The organism is Propionicimonas sp. (assembly GCF_047606205.1).
GTDB lineage: Bacteria > Actinomycetota > Actinomycetes > Propionibacteriales > Propionibacteriaceae > Propionicimonas.
Window position 1 is genome coordinate 1 of sequence record NZ_JASGES010000139.1, and the last position, 15,950, is coordinate 15,950.

A 15,950-nucleotide genomic window follows, 5' to 3' on the forward strand; every position below is an offset into this window, starting at 1 on the left:
CACCCCCCCTAACGGCGCCTTGCCCCCCCGTACCGGGGGACAAACCCCGCCTTTCGGGAGCAAGCGCGACGTGTGGGACGGGTGAGACGGACGCCACCGGCCCGCCGCCGGTGGGCCGGAGCGTCCGGTGGCCGGGGAACGGTGGGGCCAGGAACGGCCGAGCGGATCGGGTAGCCCCTCGCGCGGTAACAGTTCGGTAAAGCCGACCGGGAGGCCTTGACCCTAGTTGGTTAGTAAAGTTAACTAACCCGCATGCAGTACCCGATCAGACGCACGCTGCGGCCCGAGGACGCCCGCCGCAGCAACCTCGCGCTGGTGCTGCAGGCCATCTACGACGAGTCCGGACTGTCCCGGGCCGACATCGCCAGGGCCACCGGGCTGACCAAGGTCACCGTGTCAGACCTGGTCGCGGAGCTGATGGCCGCGGACCTCGTGTGGGAGTCGGGGACCAGCGGGAACCCGCGCCCCGGCAAGCCGTCCACGCTGCTGGCCTTCAACGCCGCCGCCCGCGACATCCTCGCGATGGACCTCTCGGCCCGCGACCAGTTCCGCGGCGCCGTGCTGAGCCTGCGTGGCGAGCCGATCCTGACCGTGGAACGTCCCCTCGACGGCGCGGTCGGCGAGGACGCACTCGCGGCGGCCCGCGAGCTGGCCGCCGCGCTGCGACAGGCGGCGACCCACCCGATCCTCGGGCTCGGCGTAGGCACTCCCGGCACGGTGAACACCTCCGGCACCGTGCTCGCCGCGCCCAACCTGCACTGGCACAACCTCGCCCTGCAGGACCTCCTGCACGACGACCTCGACCTGCCCGTGCGAGTCGAGAACGACGCCAACGTCGCAGTCCTCGCCGAGCGCCGTTTCGCCGGCGGACCGGACGACCTGGTCCGCGTCCAGCTCTCCCGCGGCGTCGGCGCCGGCCTCCTGGTCGGCGGCCGCCTCGTCCACGGCGCGGCCAGCGACGCCGGTGAGATCGGCCACGTCGTGATCGACGAGACCGGCCCGGCCTGCAGCTGCGGAAAGACCGGCTGCCTGGAGACGTGGACGTCGGTGCCTGCGCTCAACGCGCGTGTCCAGGCCGACCCCGGCCACCGCGACGAACTGCTCGCCGAGGCAGGCCACCGGCTGGGCCTCGCCCTCGCTCCCGTGGTCGGCATGCTCGGCCTGCAGCACATCGTCGTCGGCGGCCCCGCCCACATCACCGACACGCCCCTGCTGAACGCCGCCCGCGACTGCATCGCCGAACGCACCCGCTCCGAGTTCCGTCCCGAGCTCGAACTGCTCGCCAGTTCTCTCGGCGCGAACGCCGTCCTCCTCGGCTCCGCAGCCCTCGTGCTGCTGGGCGAACTGGGGGTCGGCTGACCATGGCTCCTTCCGTCCCGTCCCAAACCGAAAGGAAGACAATGAAGAAGATGCTGTCGGTGGTCGCGTTGGCGGCCGCCTCAGCCCTGGCGCTGAGCGCATGTGCCTCCGGCACGTCGTCCAGCCCGACCGCGGCCGGCTCGGCCACGTCCTCGGCTCCGCAGAACATCACGCTGTGGCTGGCCGGCAGTGACACGCCGGACGCACTCCGCGACTACCTCAAGACCACCTACAACGCCAAGACCGGCGGCACCCTCACGATCGAGGAGCAGTCCTGGGGGGACCTGGTCACCAAGCTGACCACTGCGCTCCCGGACGCCAACAACACCCCTGACGTGGTCGAGGTCGGCAACACGCAGTCGCCCACCTTCACCAACGTCGGCGCCTTCTCCGACATCTCCGACATGTACACCGAACTGGGCGGCGACAAGCTGCTGCCCTCCTTCGTGGAGGTCGGCAAGGTGGACGGCAAGAATTACACGCTGCCCTACTACTTCGGCTCCCGCTACATGTTCTGCCGCAAGGACATCTGGAAGGCCGCCGGGGTCGAGGTGCCGACCACGCTGGACGCGTTCAACACCGCGGTGAAGACCATCACGGCGAAGAACCCGAAGAACATCAAGGACTTCTCCGGCTTCTTCCTGGGCGGCCAGGACTGGCGCAACGGCATCTCCTGGATCTTCGCCAACGGTGGCGACCTCGCCAAGGTCGACAACGGCACCTGGACCAGCACCCTGTCCGACCCGAACAGCATCAAGGGCCTGACCCAGCTGCAGGACCTCTACCAGAGCGCGTCCCACGCCCCGAAGACGATGACCGACCAGTCGGTGTACCTCTACCTGAACAACTCCGACGTGCTCACCGGCACCGACAACTCCAAGACCAAGACCAGCCTCTCCGCCGCCACCGTGATGGCCCCGGGCTGGGCGCACTGGTCGATCGGCGACCTGGTCAAGAAGGACGGCAAGGAGGTTCGGGAGTGGAACGACGACACCTTCGGCGTCTTCGCCCTCCCCGGCAATGACGGCAAGCCCGCCCCGGTCTTCGCCGGCGGGTCGAACATCGGCATCTCGGCCGCTTCCAAGAACCAGGAGGGCGCCCGTGAGCTGCTGAAGATCATCTTCAGCGCCGAGTACCAGCAGATGCTGGGCAAGAACGGCCTCGGCCCGGCCAACTCCGACTACACCTCGAGCCTCGGCGACGACCAGTTCGCCCAGGCCCTGATCGCCTCGGCGTCCAACTCCAAGCTCACCCCGGCGGCCCCGGGCTGGGCGACGGTCGAGGCGTCCGGCAAGCTGGAGGAGTTCTTCCAGAAGGTTGCCGAAGGCGGAGATGTCACCGCGCTCGCCAAGGAGTACGACGACATCCTGACCCCGATGCTCAACCAGAAGTAGCCCAGCCCGGGATGGCAGGGTTCCGCGTCGCTCGGGACGCGAAACCCTGCCATCGCGCTGATCCGGGGTCGCCGACCCCACGCACCGTCACCTGAGAGGCTTGTCCCGATGACAGCGATCTCCCACACCGAGACGACCACGAGGACACCTGCGCCGCCGCCCCGCCGGCGCCGCCGCCCGGTCGCCCCGTACCTGCTGCTCGTGCCGTCGATCGCCGTCCTGCTGATCGCGCTCGGCTATCCGCTGGTGTGGCAGTTCTGGACGTCCACCCAGAAGTTCGGCCTCGCCCAGCAGTTCGGCCGGCCGCCGGAGTTCGTCGGCCTCGGCAACTACGCCAGGCTCTTCACCGATCCTCAGACCTGGGCAGTGGTCGGACGTTCGATCGCGTTCTGCCTGGTCAACGCCGCCGTCACGGTGGTGGTCGGCGTCCTGGTCGCGCTCCTGATGAACGCCGTCGGCACCGTGGCCCGGCTGGTGCTCCAGGTCGCGATGCTGCTCGCCTGGGCGATGCCGGTGATCGCCTCGATGACTGTCTGGATCTGGCTTTTCGACTGGCACCGCGGCGTCGTCAACTGGCTGCTCACGCAGGCCGGGCTCGACTTCACCAACCACAACTGGCTGGAACAGCCGCTCAGCTTCTACGTCGTGGCCACCGTGATCGTGGTGTGGATGTCGGTGCCCTTCGTGGCGTTCTCCGTCTACGCGGGCCTCACCCAGATCTCCGAGGAGGTCATGGAGGCGGCAGCCCTCGACGGCGCCTCCCCGGTCCAGCGGTTCTTCTCCATCACCATGCCGATGATCCGGCCGGTCCTGATGATCGTCGCCCTTCTGCAGGTGATCTGGGACCTGCGGGTCTTCGCGCAGATCAAGATGCTGCAGGACGCGGGCGCTGCCACCTCCTCGACCGACCTGCTCGGCACCTACATCTACCGGCTGGGCGTGGGGTCGTCCGACTTCGGCATGGCCAGCGCGCTGTCGATCTTCGTGCTCGTGCTCACCGTCGCACTCAGCTTCTTCTACGTCATGCACCTCATGAAGGAGGAGGACGCCTGATGGCCACCCGCACCGTCCCGAACCGTCGCCGGTTCCGCCCTGGCCGCGCGGTGGCGACCGCCGTCGCCGTGCTCGTCGCGCTGGCATGGGCGTTCCCGGTCTACTGGATGCTGAACTCCTCGCTGCTGCCCAACACTGTGCTCACCTCGACCACACCGCGCTTCCTGCCCGTCGGCGGATCGCTCGACAACTTCGCCGCGGTGTTCGCACAGGGCACCTTCTGGCCCGCGCTGGGGATGAGCCTGGCGATCACCCTGACCACGGTCGCCTTCTGCCTGCTGTTCGCCTTCCTGGCCGCGCTGGCGATCAGCCGGTTCCGCTTCCGCGGTCGCGCGTCCTTCGTGCTGGCCGTGCTGTTCATCCAGATGCTGCCCGCCGAGGGCCTGTTCATCGCCCAGTACAAGCTGATGAGCTCGCTGGACCTGCTGAACTCGGTGGTCGGCGTGTCGATTCTCTACGTCGCCGCCGTCGTGCCCTTCACGATCTGGATGCTGCGCGGCTTCGTCGCCGGCGTCCCGATCGAGCTGGAGGAGGCAGCCATGGTCGACGGCCTGAGCCGCACCCAGGCCTTCTTCCGGATCACCTTCCCACTGCTCGCCCCCGGCCTGGTCGCGTCCGGGGTGTACGCGTTCCTGCAGGCATGGAACGAGTTCACGGTGGCGCTGGTGATCCTGCAGAAGGAGGAGTTCCGCACCCTGCCGCTGTGGCTGCGCGGCTTCGTGCAGACCAGCGCAAGCAGGGCCACCGACTGGGGCCAGGTGATGGCCGCCTCCACCCTGGTCGCCGTGCCCGTGATCATCTTCTTCCTGATCGTGCAGGGCCGGCTGACATCCGGGCTCGTCGCCGGCGCGGTGAAGGGCTGAGATGGACGACCAGACGCTCCGCCGGGCCGTCAACGCCACGCTGATGCCCGGCTTCCAGGGCCCCGACCTGCCCGCGTGGCTGGCCGCGGAGCTGGCTGAAGGGCTTGGCTCGGTGTGCCTGTTCAGCACCAACATCGTCGACGGCGACCAGCTCCGCAGCCTCACCGACGCGATCCACGCCACGAACCCCGCCGCGCTCGTCGCCACGGACGAGGAGGGCGGCGACGTCACCCGGTTGCACCACCGGGCCGGATCGCCGTACCCGTCCATGGCCTTCCTCGGGCACCTGGACGACGAGGCCGTCACCGAGCAGGTCGGGTGGGGCATCGGTAACGGGTTGCGGGCGGCGGGGATCGACCTGAACCTCGCCCCCGTCGCCGACGTCAACTCCAACCCCCGCAACCCCGTGATCGGTGTGCGCAGCTTCGGCGCCGACGCGGGCCTGGTCGGCCGCCACGTCGCGGCCTACACGCGTGGCCTGCAGGCGGCCGGCGCCGCGGCGTGCGCCAAGCACTTCCCCGGGCACGGCGACACGGCCACCGACTCGCACCTGGCCCTGCCCACCATCGGGGTGGACGCGGCCACCCTGGCCGGTCGCGAGTTGGCGCCGTTCCGGGCCGCGGTCGACGCCGGAACGCTCGCGGTGATGACCTCGCACATCCTCGTCCCCGCCATCGACCCGGACCTGCCGGCCACCCTGTCGGCACCGGTCCTGTCGCTGCTGCGCGGACAGCTCGGCTTCGCCGGGGCGATCGTCAGCGACGCCCTCGACATGGCCGGGGCCAGCGGGGGCGGCCGCGGCATCCCCGAGGCCGCGGTGATGGCGCTCGCGGCCGGCTGCGACCTGCTCTGCATCGGCACGGACAACACCGCAGGGCAACTGGCCGGAATCCGCGAGCACGTGCTGGCGGCCGTCCGCGACGGACGCCTCCCCGAGGATCGCCTGCTCGACGCCGCCGCCCGCGTGGGCGACCTGGCCAGGGCCGTGGCCGCGTTGCCCCGGAACGACCGGTCGCCGGGCAGCCACGTCCCGGACCCTCGAGCGGAGTCGCGTCCCGAGGGGACGCCGCATCTCTCCCCGGCCGGCTTCTGGCTGGGCGACCCGGTCCACCCGCTGACCGCCCCTGTCTTCCTGCGCCTGTCGTCGACCGCGAACATCGCCGCGGGCGACACCGCCTGGGGCGTGGCGGACCACCTCGCCGGCGAGTTGGCCGACCGGCTGCCCGGCTCCACCTGCGTGGACGCGGCCGACCTGACCGAGCTGGCGGGCGTCCTGGACGCCGCCGCGGGTCGTCCGCTGGTGGTCCAGGGCCGAGATCTGGCCCGGGTTCCTTTCCTGGTCGATGCGACCGCTATGGTGCTCCAGCGGCGTCCCGACGCGCTGGTGGTGGAGTTGGGCTGGCCCGAGCTCCCGGGCGCGATCGGCATCGCCACCTACGGCAGCGGACGGGGCGCTGCGACCTGCCTGATCAGACTGCTCGCGGAGGGATCCAGATGACCCGGTTGCCGGCGCCCGGACCAGCCCTCGGCATCGATATCGGTGGCACCAAGACGCACGGCATCCTGCTCGACGAGGCGGGCCACACCCTCGCAGAGACCGTGGTGCCGACGTCTCACGGCACGGACGGGGTGGTCGCGTCCGCGCTCGCGGTCGCCGACGGCTGCCTGCGCGCCGCCGACCTGGACCGGGCGGACCTGACCGGCGTCGGCGTCGGCATCCCCGGGCAGGTCGACCCGGATGCGGGCGTCGTCCGGACGGCGGTGAACCTCGGCATCGAGCGCCTCGACCTCGGCGCGCTGCTCGCCGCCGAACTGGGCGTCCCGGTCACGGTCGACAACGACGTGAAGGCCGCGGCGCGCGGCGCCGCCGCCCACCTGGGCGTGGCCGACCTCACCTACCTGAACGTCGGGACCGGCGTCGCCGCGGCGACCCTCGTCGGGGGACGGCTGCTGCGCGGGAGCAGGAACCTCGCCGGAGAGATCGGGCACATTCCGATGGACCCGTCGGCCGACCGCTGCGCCTGCGGCCAGCGCGGGTGCCTCGAGGTGCTGGTCGGGGGCGGGCGCATCGCCGCCCGGCTGGCTCCCTTCTCCGCACGCTTCACCCTGCCGACGCTGCTCTCCGCCGCCGACGCCGGCGACCCCGATGCGCGGATCGAGGTCGACCGGATCAGCAGCGGGATCGCGACGGCGATCCAGCTCGTGGTGCTCACGCAGGGATCGCCCCTCGTCGCGCTCGGTGGGGGCGTCGTCCACACGGCCGAAGGGCTCATCGAGCGGGTGCGCCGGGTACTGGCCGGCCGCGCGAGCGAGTCGCCGTTCCTGGCCTCTCTGGCCCTGCCCGACCGACTCTCCGCGCTGCCGTCCGATCTCCCGCTGGCCGCCCTCGGCGCCGCGTTGGTCGGCCGTTCCGATCTGACCGACGTCACGCTCAGCACTCCCTGACAGATCGGTCGCACTCCTGTCGTTCGGGCGCAGGCCGGTGTCGGACCCTCAGACGGACAACCAGGTCAGCAGTCCCCCGGCGAGCGGATGAGAGGACTCTCACCGCCCTTTCCTCGGCACCTCACCCGCCCCTGGTGGAGTGGCGGACATCGACAGACCGCCAGAGAGGAACTCCGAGATGATGTTCAACCGATCCACCGCAGCCTGGGCCCTCACCGGTGCCCTGGGCCTCGCCGTCCTGGGCGGCACGACCGTCGCGTTCGCCGAGACCGCGACTCCGACGCCCCCCGCGAGCAGCGGCACCGCCCTGGCGACTCCGTCCGGGACCGGGTCGGCCACGGCCGGCAGCACGGCACCGTCCACCTCCACGGAACCCAGGGTGACCGCCAACACCGCACCCAGCGCCACCACCGCGCCGACGCCCGCGACGGCGGACAGTCCCGTCACGGCCACCACGCCCAACACACCGAACACTCCGAACACGCCGAACTCGCCGGCGTCCGCACCGAGTGCCCCGACCGCGGGTTCGGCAGACTGAGGGAATGACCAGCCTTCAGCAGGCGGCGGCCCTGCTGCGTTCTCAGGACGCAGCAGGGCTGTTGTTCGCTGCTCTCAGCGGCGCCGCGGATCCCGTCCCGCCCGGGTTCGCCGTCCGCCTGACGAACTGGCAGTACCGTCCGGGAGCAGAGGCCACCGCCGGCTACGAAACCACCTGTGCCGTCGGCGACGGCACCGTCACCGAGCACCTCTTCGTGACCACGGCGACGGTCGGCCCACCCGCGGTGATGGCGAGCAGGGACGGCCTCAGCTTCGCCGTGTGGAGACACCCCGGCGATCCGCTGCTGCCCGGTCTGGCCCCGGCCTGTTCGCCGGAGGAGGTGATGCGCTGGCTCGACGTCCACCCTCGGGAGTTCGACCTCACCCTGCTCGGCTACCGACCCCTGCGCCGGGCTGTGCTCCGGGCGACCGCCGACGGGACGGCCACGTACCTGAAGGTGCTCCGTCCCGACCGGGCCGACGCACTCGCCCTACGCCAGCACCTGGTCGCCGGGGCGGGCTTGACCCCACCGCTGCGTTCGCGACCGCGGCCCGGCGTCCTTGTCACCGACGCAGCCCCGGGCCATTCCCTCGCCGAGGCGCTGGCCGATCCCTCCCGTCCCGCACTGCCCACGCCCGCGGAGATCGTCGCCCTGCTCGACGCTCTGCCCTCCGGGCTCGCCGCCCTGCCTCGGCGTCCGGCGTGGTCCGAGCGGCTCGACTTCCACGCGGCCACCGCCGCCGAACGGCTGCCGGACGAGGCAGGGCGGATCGCGACGATCGCCGGCCGGATCGGACGCGCGGTCGCGACCGCACCGGTCGGGCCGGTGCGGCCCACCCACGGTGACCTGCACGAGGCGAACCTCTTCGTCGACACCGGGAGGCTCGGCCTGATCGACCTGGACGCCGCAGGCCCCGGCCTGCGGGAGGACGATCTGGGCTGCCTGCTCGGGCACCTGGCCGTCCTGCCCGGGCTCTCCCCCGCCCACTACGCCCTCGTCCCCTCCCTGCTGGAGCAGTGGACCAGACAGTTCGAGAGCCTCGTGCACCCGGACGCGCTACGTGCGCGGACGGCGGCGGTCATCCTCAGCCTGATCGCAGGCGGAGACGGGGACCAGGCCGGACACCGGCTCGGGCTCGCCGAGGCGTGGGCGGGTGGGACGGACCCGGACGGCGGATGAGAGAACCCTCATCCGGCAGGGCTGGTCCCCGGCCGGGCCGTCGGCCTAGCCTGAACCGAACGGACGTGAGGAGGTGGTCGTGAACGCGAACTCCACCGCGTGGGTGGTCACCGGCGCGATCGGTCTGGCGACGGTCGCCATCGGCACCGTGGCGACCCAGGGCAGCGGCCAGGCAGACCCGCAGCCCCGACCCGCGATCACCGTACCCGCCACCAAGGACGCGGACGCCACGATCTCCCCGAGGCCCACGGCCACCACCACGACCGCCACCGCACCGCCGTCCACGACCGCCCCGACGGCGCCGTCGCCGGTATCGCCCCCCTCGGCGGAGACCCCGGGCTGATCAGGCCAGCCGGTACCCCATCCCACGGACCGTCTCGAAGTAGTCCGCTCCCAGCTTGCGCCGCAGGTAGCGGACGTAGACGTCCACCACGTTCGACCCCGGGTCGAAGTCGTAGCCCCAGGCCCCCGACAGCAACTGTTCCCTGCTGAGCACCTGCCCGGGGTTGCGCAGGAACACCTCGGCGAGGGTGAACTCGCGTCCGGTCAGGTCGACCGAGCGGCCACCCACGTTCGCACGCCGCGTGCGCAGGTCGAGCGACAGGTCGCGGTGGGTCAGGACGCCTACTGGGTCGCCGGCAGGCTCGGGCCGCAGGCGCAGGTGGATCCTGGCGAGCAGTTCCTCGAAGGCAAAGGGTTTGGGCACGTAGTCGTCCGCGCCCGACTGCAGGCCCGCCACCCGGTCGGCGACCGACGACCGGGCGGTGAGCATGATCACCGGCACCGTGACCCCCTGGCCACGCAACCTGGCGAGCACCTCGAAGCCGTCGATGTCGGGCAGTCCCACGTCCAGCAGGACGAGGTCGACCGGTTCGCTCACCGCCAGCTGCACCCCGGCCTCACCCGACGGTTCTACCAGCGTGGCGAAACCGGCCGCACGCAGGCCCTTGGCGATGAAGGACGCGATCCGCGGCTCGTCCTCGATGATCAGTACCTGGCTCATGGCTGCCCTCCCCGCCTCAGCGGCAGCACGATGCTGATCGTGCTGCCGGCGCCCGGCTCCGACTCGATGTCGAGCCGCCCGGAATGGCCGGCCGCGATCGCGCTCACGATGGCCAGGCCGAGACCTGAGCCGTCCGCGCCCGTGCCCCGCTCGAACCGCCCGGTGATCCGCTCCCGGTCCGCCGGGTCGATGCCGACCCCGTGGTCACGGACCCACAGCCACAGTTCGCCGTCCCGGACGGCACTGCCCAGGCCGACCCGGGACCCCTCCGCCGAGTACCGGACGGCGTTCGCCGCGAGCTGCAGCCAGGCCTGGGCCACACGCTGCGGGTCCATCAGTGCGTCGACGTCGGCGAGGTCGTCGAGCATCCAGCGTCGCCGGCCGAGGCCCGCCGCCTTCGCGAGGGTCTCGTCGGTGAGTCGGGCCACGTCGGTGAGCTCCCGCTGCAGGAGTTCGGGACGCTGCGCCTTCGCGAGCGTGAGCAGTTCGTCGACCAGGCGGCCCATCCGGTCGGCCTCGTCCAGGAGCAGGGCCTTCGTCGCCACGACGTCGCGGGGATCTTCCGGATCGAGCAGCTCGAGGTGACCGCGGATGATCGTGAGCGGTGTGCGCAGCTCGTGGCCCACGTCGTCAAGCAGTTCGCGCTGTGCGCCCACGGCCCCCTCCAGCCGGTCGAGCATCCCGTTCACGGTGGTGCCGAGTGCCGACAGGTCGTCGGAGCCGCGCACCTCGATGCGGTCCGACGCGTCCGTCTCGGTGATCCGCTCAGCGGTGCGCCGCATCCGCGCGATCGGTTCGAGCAACCGCCCGACCAGCAGCCAGATCAGGAGCCCGACCAGCACCAGCGAGCCCAGCGCGACCAGCCCGTAGCTGCGCCACACGTCGGCGAGCAGGCTCTCCTCCGCTGCGAAGTCGACGGCGTGGACGAGCGCACCGCCGGAGCCGGAGGCGGCGAACGTGACCGGCACCACCAGGTAGCGATAGTCGCGCTGGTCGGTCTCGACGCGTCCCTGGCTGGTCGTCGCCGCACCGGCGAGTGGCAGGACGTGGGCCACGAACGCCGCATCCTCGTCGGGCCGGAACACCACTCCGGACTGGGCCGTCCAGCGGACGCGTCCGTCGACGACGCCGAACACCCCTTCGTTCGGCGCCAGCACGGAGCGCTGGACGGCGACCCGCACCAGTGGCTCCGCGCTCGCGAACGGTTGGCCGGTCGCCGGGTCGATCCCATCGAGCGCCAGGTTCTCGAACTCCTCGGCGACCCGCTGCAGCTCGGCGGCCACGCGCTGCTCGGTGACCGCGTGGCCGCGGTTCGCCACGATCAACCCGGACGTGGCCAGGGCCAGGCCGGTGAGGGCGACCACAGCGGCGATGACGCGGGTGCGGATGCTCCAGGCCGGACGGCTCATCCCTCCAGTCTGCCGGGTCCGGCCGAGGTGCGGGAGCTGCGGCCCTCCCGATGAGGGAAGTCTCATCGAGGGCTCACCGACGCCTCACGCACGACTGGTCTGCTGACGCCATCACCAATCCCCGTCAGGAGGAACGACATGACCAACTTCACTCGCACCACGATCACCGCCCTCGCGACCATCGGCGCCGGCGCCGTCCTCGCGCTCGTCCCCGCAGGCACCGCCCAGGCGGCCACCTACACCTGCCACGGCCTGGCCGCGACGATCGTGGGCACGAACGGGCACGACGACATCGAGGGCACCCCGGGGCGGGACGTGATCGTCGCGCTGGGCGGGAACGACGAGATCGACGGCAACGACGGCAACGACGTGATCTGCGCGGGCGCCGGCCACGACGAGGTCGACGGCGGCTCCGGCAACGACTGGATCTCCGGGGGCTCGGGCAGGGACCGGCTCGAGGGCGGCACCGGCGCTGACACCCTCTACGGCGGCAGCAACAACGACCACCTGGAGGGCGAATCAGGCGCGGACAGGCTGTACGGCCAGTCCGGGCACGACCTGCTCGAGGGCGGGACGGGATCCGACCGTCTCAGCGGCGGCACCGGGAGCGACATCCTGCGCCAGCGCCACGCGTCCGACCGGGTGGAGGACCGCTGGGAGGACCGGCACGGCTACGACGACTGAGCGTCACTGCTGCCCGGCCGCGGTCGGCGGGACGGGCTAGCCCCCGGACGCGTCGGACTCGGCGGCCGCGATGTCCTCCTCGCCGAGCTCGGTCGAGTCGAGCCAGCCGTACGGGAGGACCACGCGATCGCGCGGCGTGCCCTGGCGACCCCGCGGCGCCCCGAGTTCCCCGGAGGGGAAGGGCACCGCGGGGTCGAGCTGGGCGAGGGCCGCGTCCAGGTCCTCGAAGGTCGAGACCATCGCCAGGGACCGCCGCAGGTCGCCGCCGACCGGGAAGCCCTTGAAGTACCACGCCATGTGCTTGCGGAGGTCGGTCAGGCCGTGCCTCTCGCCGTTCAGGCCGGCCAGGAGTTCGGCGTGCCTGCGCACCATCGCGGCCACCTCACCCAGCGTCGGCAGGGTGCGGGTCGTCCTGCCCTCGAAGGCGTCGGCCAGGTCGCGGAACAGCCACGGACGCCCCAGGCAGCCCCGGCCCACGACAACGCCCGCGCACCCGGTCTGTTCGACCATGCGGACGGCGTCGGCGGCCTCCCAGATGTCGCCGTTGCCGAGGACCGGGATGTCGACCGCGGCCACCAGGGTGGCGATCGTCTCCCAGGCCGCCTCCCCCGCGTAGGCCTGCTGCACGGTCCTCGCGTGCAGCGCGATGGCCGCACAGCCCGCGTCCTCTGCGATCCGGCCCGCGTCCAGGTAGGTCAGGTGGTCGACGTCGATACCGAGCCGCGTCTTGATGGTCACGGGGACGCCGTACGGGTCGGCGGCCGCCACGGTCGCACGGAGGATCGCGGCGAGCCGATCGCGCTTCCACGGCAGGACGCCGCCGCCGCCGCGTCGGGTGACCTTCGGGACGGGGCAGCCGAAGTTCAGGTCGACGTGCGCCACCCCGAACTCCTCGCACAGGATCTGCGTCGCCGTCGCGATCACCTGCGGGTCGACCCCGTACAGCTGGACGGACCGTACGGTCTCGCCCGGATCGAACCGCAGCATGTCGAAGGTCTTCGGGATCCGCTCGACGATCCCGCGGGACGTGATCATCTCGCAGACGTACAGCCCCGCACCCTGCTCGCGGCAGAGCCGGCGGTAGGCGGCGTTGGTGATCCCGGCCATGGGCGCGAGCACGACCGGGACCTGCACCTCCACGGCGCCCCCCGACGGCGCCACCAGGCGTAGCGGTTCAGCCATCATCACTCCTTGCCACGATCCGGCCGCTCGACCCGACCCGAGGTGTCACTCACGTCCCAACCGGGGCCCAGAAGGGCCGGATCCCGACACGATCTTCGGCCTGACAGCCTACCGACCGTTGCCCGTGGGCCTTGCGCGAGGACCGTGCGGCGGTGTGCGCTGGAGCATGAGCACCGACCACAGCCGGGTGATCGCAGCGATGGCGGCCATCCCTCGGGCCCGCTTCCTGCCCGCGTCGGTTCGCGAACGCGCCGCGCTCGACGAACCGCTGCCGATCGGCCACGGCGCCACCAACTCCCAGCCATGGACGGTCCAGTTCATGCTCGAACTGCTCCGCGTCCCCGAGGGGGCAAGCGCGCTGGACGTCGGCAGCGGCTCGGGCTGGACCACTGCGCTGCTGGCCCAGCTGGTCGGCGCCGGGGGAACCGTGCTCGGAGTGGAGCTCGTGCCGCAGTTGATCGCCATGGGCACAGAGAATCTGGCAGCGTTCCACCTGCCGTGGGCGCAGATCGCCGCTGCCCACTCCGACCGGGTCGGTGCACCGGACCGCGCCCCGTTCGACCGCATCCTCGTCTCCGCCGACCCGGGCGGCATCCCCGAGGCGCTGGAGGCCCAGCTCGCGGTCGGTGGACGCATGGTGCTGCCCGCGGCCGGCGTGATGTGGGTCGTGGACCGGGACCACGAGGGCTGGCATCGCGAGCCCGTCACCGGCTACCGCTTCGCCTTCGTCCCGCTGGTCTGACCTTGGCCCCGACGTGGGTGGACCGAGTTGGGGACGGTTCTCCACCCGGTCCACTCCCGAGGGCGTCTGACGGCGGACCGAGTAAGGAACCGTCCCCAACTCAGTCCACCCCGTCGGGTCAGGACAGTTCGGCCAGTTGCGTGCGAAGGGTGCCGAGCGGACCGACTCCATCGGCTAAATCGACGCTTCACAATCCAAGGCGTCGTTGGGACAGAATTCGCCGGTTTCGAGCAGGCTGCCATCGCTGGTTGCGCCGGTCGAGACTGCTGTGGTCTCGACCGGCGCAACCGGCCGATCAGCAGCCGAGGAGTCGGGACGCGAGGTAGCCCTGCACCTGGTCGAGGGCGACCCGCTCCTGGCTCATCGTGTCGCGCTCGCGGATCGTCACCGCGTCGTCGGTCAGGGTGTCGAAGTCGACGGTCACGCAGAACGGCGTGCCGATCTCGTCCTGGCGGCGGTAGCGGCGGCCGATCGACTGGGCGTCGTCGAACTCGATGTTCCACGCCTTGCGGAGCTGTGCGGCGAGGTCGCGCGCCTTCGGCGAGAGGTCGGTGTTGCGCGACAGCGGCAGCACGGCGACCTTTACCGGGGACAGGCGCGGGTCGAGCTTGAGCGAGACCCTGGTCTCCACGCCGCCCTTGGCCGTGGGCACCTCCTCCTCGGTGTAGGCCTCGACGAGGAAGGCCATCAGCGAGCGGGTCAGACCGGCCGCCGGCTCGATCACGTACGGCAGGTAGCGCTCGCCGGAGGCCTGCTCGAAGTAGCTCAGGTCGGTGCCGGAGTGCTCCGAGTGCGTGCCCAGGTCGAAGTCCGTGCGGTTGGCGATGCCCTCCAGCTCGCCCCAGCCGTCGCCGCCGGTGAAGCCGAAGTTGTACTCGATGTCGACGGTGCGCTTGGAGTAGTGCGACAGCTTCTCCTTCGGATGCTCGTAGTGGCGCAGATTCCCCGCGCTGATTCCGAGGTCGGTGTACCAGGCCGTGCGCGCGTCGATCCAGTGCTGGTGCCACTCCTCGTCCGTGCCGGGCTTGACGAAGAACTCCATCTCCATCTGCTCGAACTCGCGGGTGCGGAAGATGAAGTTGCCGGGCGTGATCTCGTTGCGGAAACTCTTGCCGACCTGACCGATGCCGAACGGCACCTTCATCCGCGCCGTGCCCTCGACGTTCTTGAAGTTGATGAAGATGCCCTGCGCGGTCTCCGGACGCAGGTAGTGCAGCCCGGACTCGTCCTCGATCACGCCGAGGTAGGTCTTCAGCATCATGTTGAAGTCGCGCGGCGTGGTGAACTGGCCGAGTGTGCCGCACTCGGGGCAGTTGATCTCCTCCAGGCCGGACGGGGCGCGGCCCTTCTTGAACTCGAAATTCTCTTCCAGCTGGTCGGCGCGGAACCGCTTGTGGCAGTTCAGGCACTCGGTCAGCGGATCGGAGAACACCCCGACGTGGCCGGAGGCGACCCACACCTGGCGGGGAAGGATGATCGAGGAGTCCAGGCCCACCACGTCGTCGCGTCCCTGTACCACCGAACGCCACCACTGGCGCTTGATGTTCTCCTTCAGCTCGACGCCGAAGGGGCCGTAGTCCCAGGCCGCCCTCGTGCCTCCGTAGATCTCGCCACAGGGGTACACGAACCCCCGCCGCTTGGTCAGGCTGATCACGTTCTCCAGGCGGCTGGCCACCATGCACTCCTTGTCGTTGCGACATGCTGCCTGGCTGGCAGCCCGGCTAGCCTACCGTCCCGCGCGGACGGTTCTCGCCGACCGCGGCGGGCTCCGCGTAGGCGCCCGGCTCGTCGATGGCGAGCGTCATCAGGGGCATCAGGACGAGCTTCGCCTCCGTCCCGTTGAAGGCCCGCCGGTACGACCCGACGTCCGCCCACGTGCTCACCACGGCCCACAGTTCGGGTTCGTCCAGGTTCTGCACGACGCGCGCGTCCAGGCATCCCGCGGATGCGGAGAACCTCTCGACGACCAGCCGCGCGCCCGCAACGAACTCGGACGCCTCGCCGGGCACCCGGAACCTGCTGATCGCGATCACCAGGCCAGCCTAACCACCCCTGAGGTGGTGGACGTGCGCCCACCCGGGAGGCCGGGTGGGCGCAC

16 protein-coding genes are annotated in these 15,950 nt (G+C 71.1%); 10 read left to right on the top strand and 6 right to left on the bottom strand.

Going from position 1 to position 15,950, the window contains the following annotated elements:
• Positions 1-252: 252 nt before the first annotated feature.
• The 6 genes from QM633_RS08915 to QM633_RS08940 all read left to right on the top strand — a co-directional run bounded on the left by QM633_RS08915 (position 253) and on the right by QM633_RS08940 (position 7,114).
• Positions 253-1,359 carry an ROK family transcriptional regulator gene (locus QM633_RS08915; RefSeq protein WP_415153399.1) on the top strand — a complete coding sequence of 369 codons (1,107 nt, stop codon included), beginning with the start codon at positions 253-255 and terminating at the stop codon, positions 1,357-1,359.
• Positions 1,360-1,400: 41 nt separating this feature from the next.
• Positions 1,401-2,753 (top strand): extracellular solute-binding protein, encoded by a 1,353-nt coding sequence (locus tag QM633_RS08920; protein ID WP_415153400.1) that lies wholly within the window; start codon positions 1,401-1,403, stop codon positions 2,751-2,753.
• A gap of 108 nt (positions 2,754-2,861) precedes the next feature.
• Entirely contained in the window at positions 2,862-3,806 is a 945-nt protein-coding gene (locus QM633_RS08925; protein WP_415153401.1) for a carbohydrate ABC transporter permease, read from the top strand.
• Positions 3,806-4,669, top strand: coding sequence for a carbohydrate ABC transporter permease (locus QM633_RS08930; protein WP_415153402.1), 864 nt, complete (start codon positions 3,806-3,808; stop codon positions 4,667-4,669). Before QM633_RS08925 ends, QM633_RS08930 begins: the two co-directional genes overlap by 1 nt.
• 1 nt (position 4,670) lies before the next feature.
• Positions 4,671-6,167: a glycoside hydrolase family 3 protein gene (locus QM633_RS08935; RefSeq protein ID WP_415153403.1), complete on the top strand. Its 1,497-nt coding sequence runs from the start codon at positions 4,671-4,673 to the stop codon at positions 6,165-6,167.
• Positions 6,164-7,114 carry an ROK family protein gene (locus QM633_RS08940; RefSeq protein ID WP_415153404.1) on the top strand — a complete coding sequence of 317 codons (951 nt, stop codon included), beginning with the start codon at positions 6,164-6,166 and terminating at the stop codon, positions 7,112-7,114. Before QM633_RS08935 ends, QM633_RS08940 begins: the two co-directional genes overlap by 4 nt.
• Positions 7,115-7,213: 99 nt before the next feature.
• Here QM633_RS08940 and QM633_RS08945 read toward each other — a convergent pair whose 3' ends face one another.
• Positions 7,214-7,597, bottom strand: a complete 384-nt coding sequence (locus QM633_RS08945; protein ID WP_415153405.1) for a hypothetical protein — start codon at positions 7,595-7,597, stop codon at positions 7,214-7,216.
• A 59-nt stretch (positions 7,598-7,656) separates the two neighbouring features.
• On the opposite strand from QM633_RS08945, the gene QM633_RS08950 reads away from it, so the two are divergent.
• The gene (locus QM633_RS08950) at positions 7,657-8,832 is read left to right on the top strand and encodes a phosphotransferase (protein ID WP_415153406.1); all 1,176 of its coding nucleotides are present in this window, start codon (positions 7,657-7,659) and stop codon (positions 8,830-8,832) included.
• Between the two features lie 79 nt (positions 8,833-8,911).
• Positions 8,912-9,175 (top strand): hypothetical protein, encoded by a 264-nt coding sequence (locus QM633_RS08955; protein ID WP_415153407.1) that lies wholly within the window; start codon positions 8,912-8,914, stop codon positions 9,173-9,175.
• On the opposite strand, the gene QM633_RS08960 is transcribed toward QM633_RS08955, so the two are convergent.
• A complete protein-coding gene (locus tag QM633_RS08960; protein WP_415153408.1) occupies positions 9,176-9,835 on the bottom strand; it encodes a response regulator transcription factor in 660 nt (219 codons plus the stop codon).
• Complete coding sequence (locus QM633_RS08965; RefSeq protein WP_415153409.1) at positions 9,832-11,244, bottom strand: sensor histidine kinase; 1,413 nt, start codon at positions 11,242-11,244, stop codon at positions 9,832-9,834. The genes QM633_RS08960 and QM633_RS08965 overlap by 4 nt, the downstream gene beginning before the upstream one ends.
• A 138-nt stretch (positions 11,245-11,382) precedes the next feature.
• Here QM633_RS08965 and QM633_RS08970 point away from each other — a divergent pair, with 138 nt between their 5' ends.
• Complete coding sequence (locus QM633_RS08970; RefSeq protein ID WP_415153410.1) at positions 11,383-11,928, top strand: calcium-binding protein; 546 nt, start codon at positions 11,383-11,385, stop codon at positions 11,926-11,928.
• 36 nt (positions 11,929-11,964) lie between these two features.
• Here QM633_RS08970 and dusB read toward each other — a convergent pair whose 3' ends face one another.
• Positions 11,965-13,113, bottom strand: a complete 1,149-nt coding sequence (gene dusB, locus QM633_RS08975; protein WP_415153411.1) for a tRNA dihydrouridine synthase DusB — start codon at positions 13,111-13,113, stop codon at positions 11,965-11,967.
• A gap of 163 nt (positions 13,114-13,276) precedes the next feature.
• Between dusB and QM633_RS08980 the strand changes: the two genes are divergently transcribed.
• Positions 13,277-13,852 carry a protein-L-isoaspartate O-methyltransferase family protein gene (locus QM633_RS08980; protein ID WP_415153412.1) on the top strand — a complete coding sequence of 192 codons (576 nt, stop codon included), beginning with the start codon at positions 13,277-13,279 and terminating at the stop codon, positions 13,850-13,852.
• Positions 13,853-14,147: 295 nt separating this feature from the next.
• Here QM633_RS08980 and QM633_RS08985 read toward each other — a convergent pair whose 3' ends face one another.
• Positions 14,148-15,527, bottom strand: coding sequence for a glycine--tRNA ligase (locus tag QM633_RS08985; RefSeq protein WP_415153413.1), 1,380 nt, complete (start codon positions 15,525-15,527; stop codon positions 14,148-14,150).
• A 46-nt stretch (positions 15,528-15,573) separates the two neighbouring features.
• On the bottom strand, positions 15,574-15,885 hold the full coding sequence (locus QM633_RS08990) for an antibiotic biosynthesis monooxygenase family protein (RefSeq protein WP_415153414.1): 312 nt from the start codon (positions 15,883-15,885) through the stop codon (positions 15,574-15,576).
• Between the last annotated feature and the right edge of the window lie 65 nt (positions 15,886-15,950).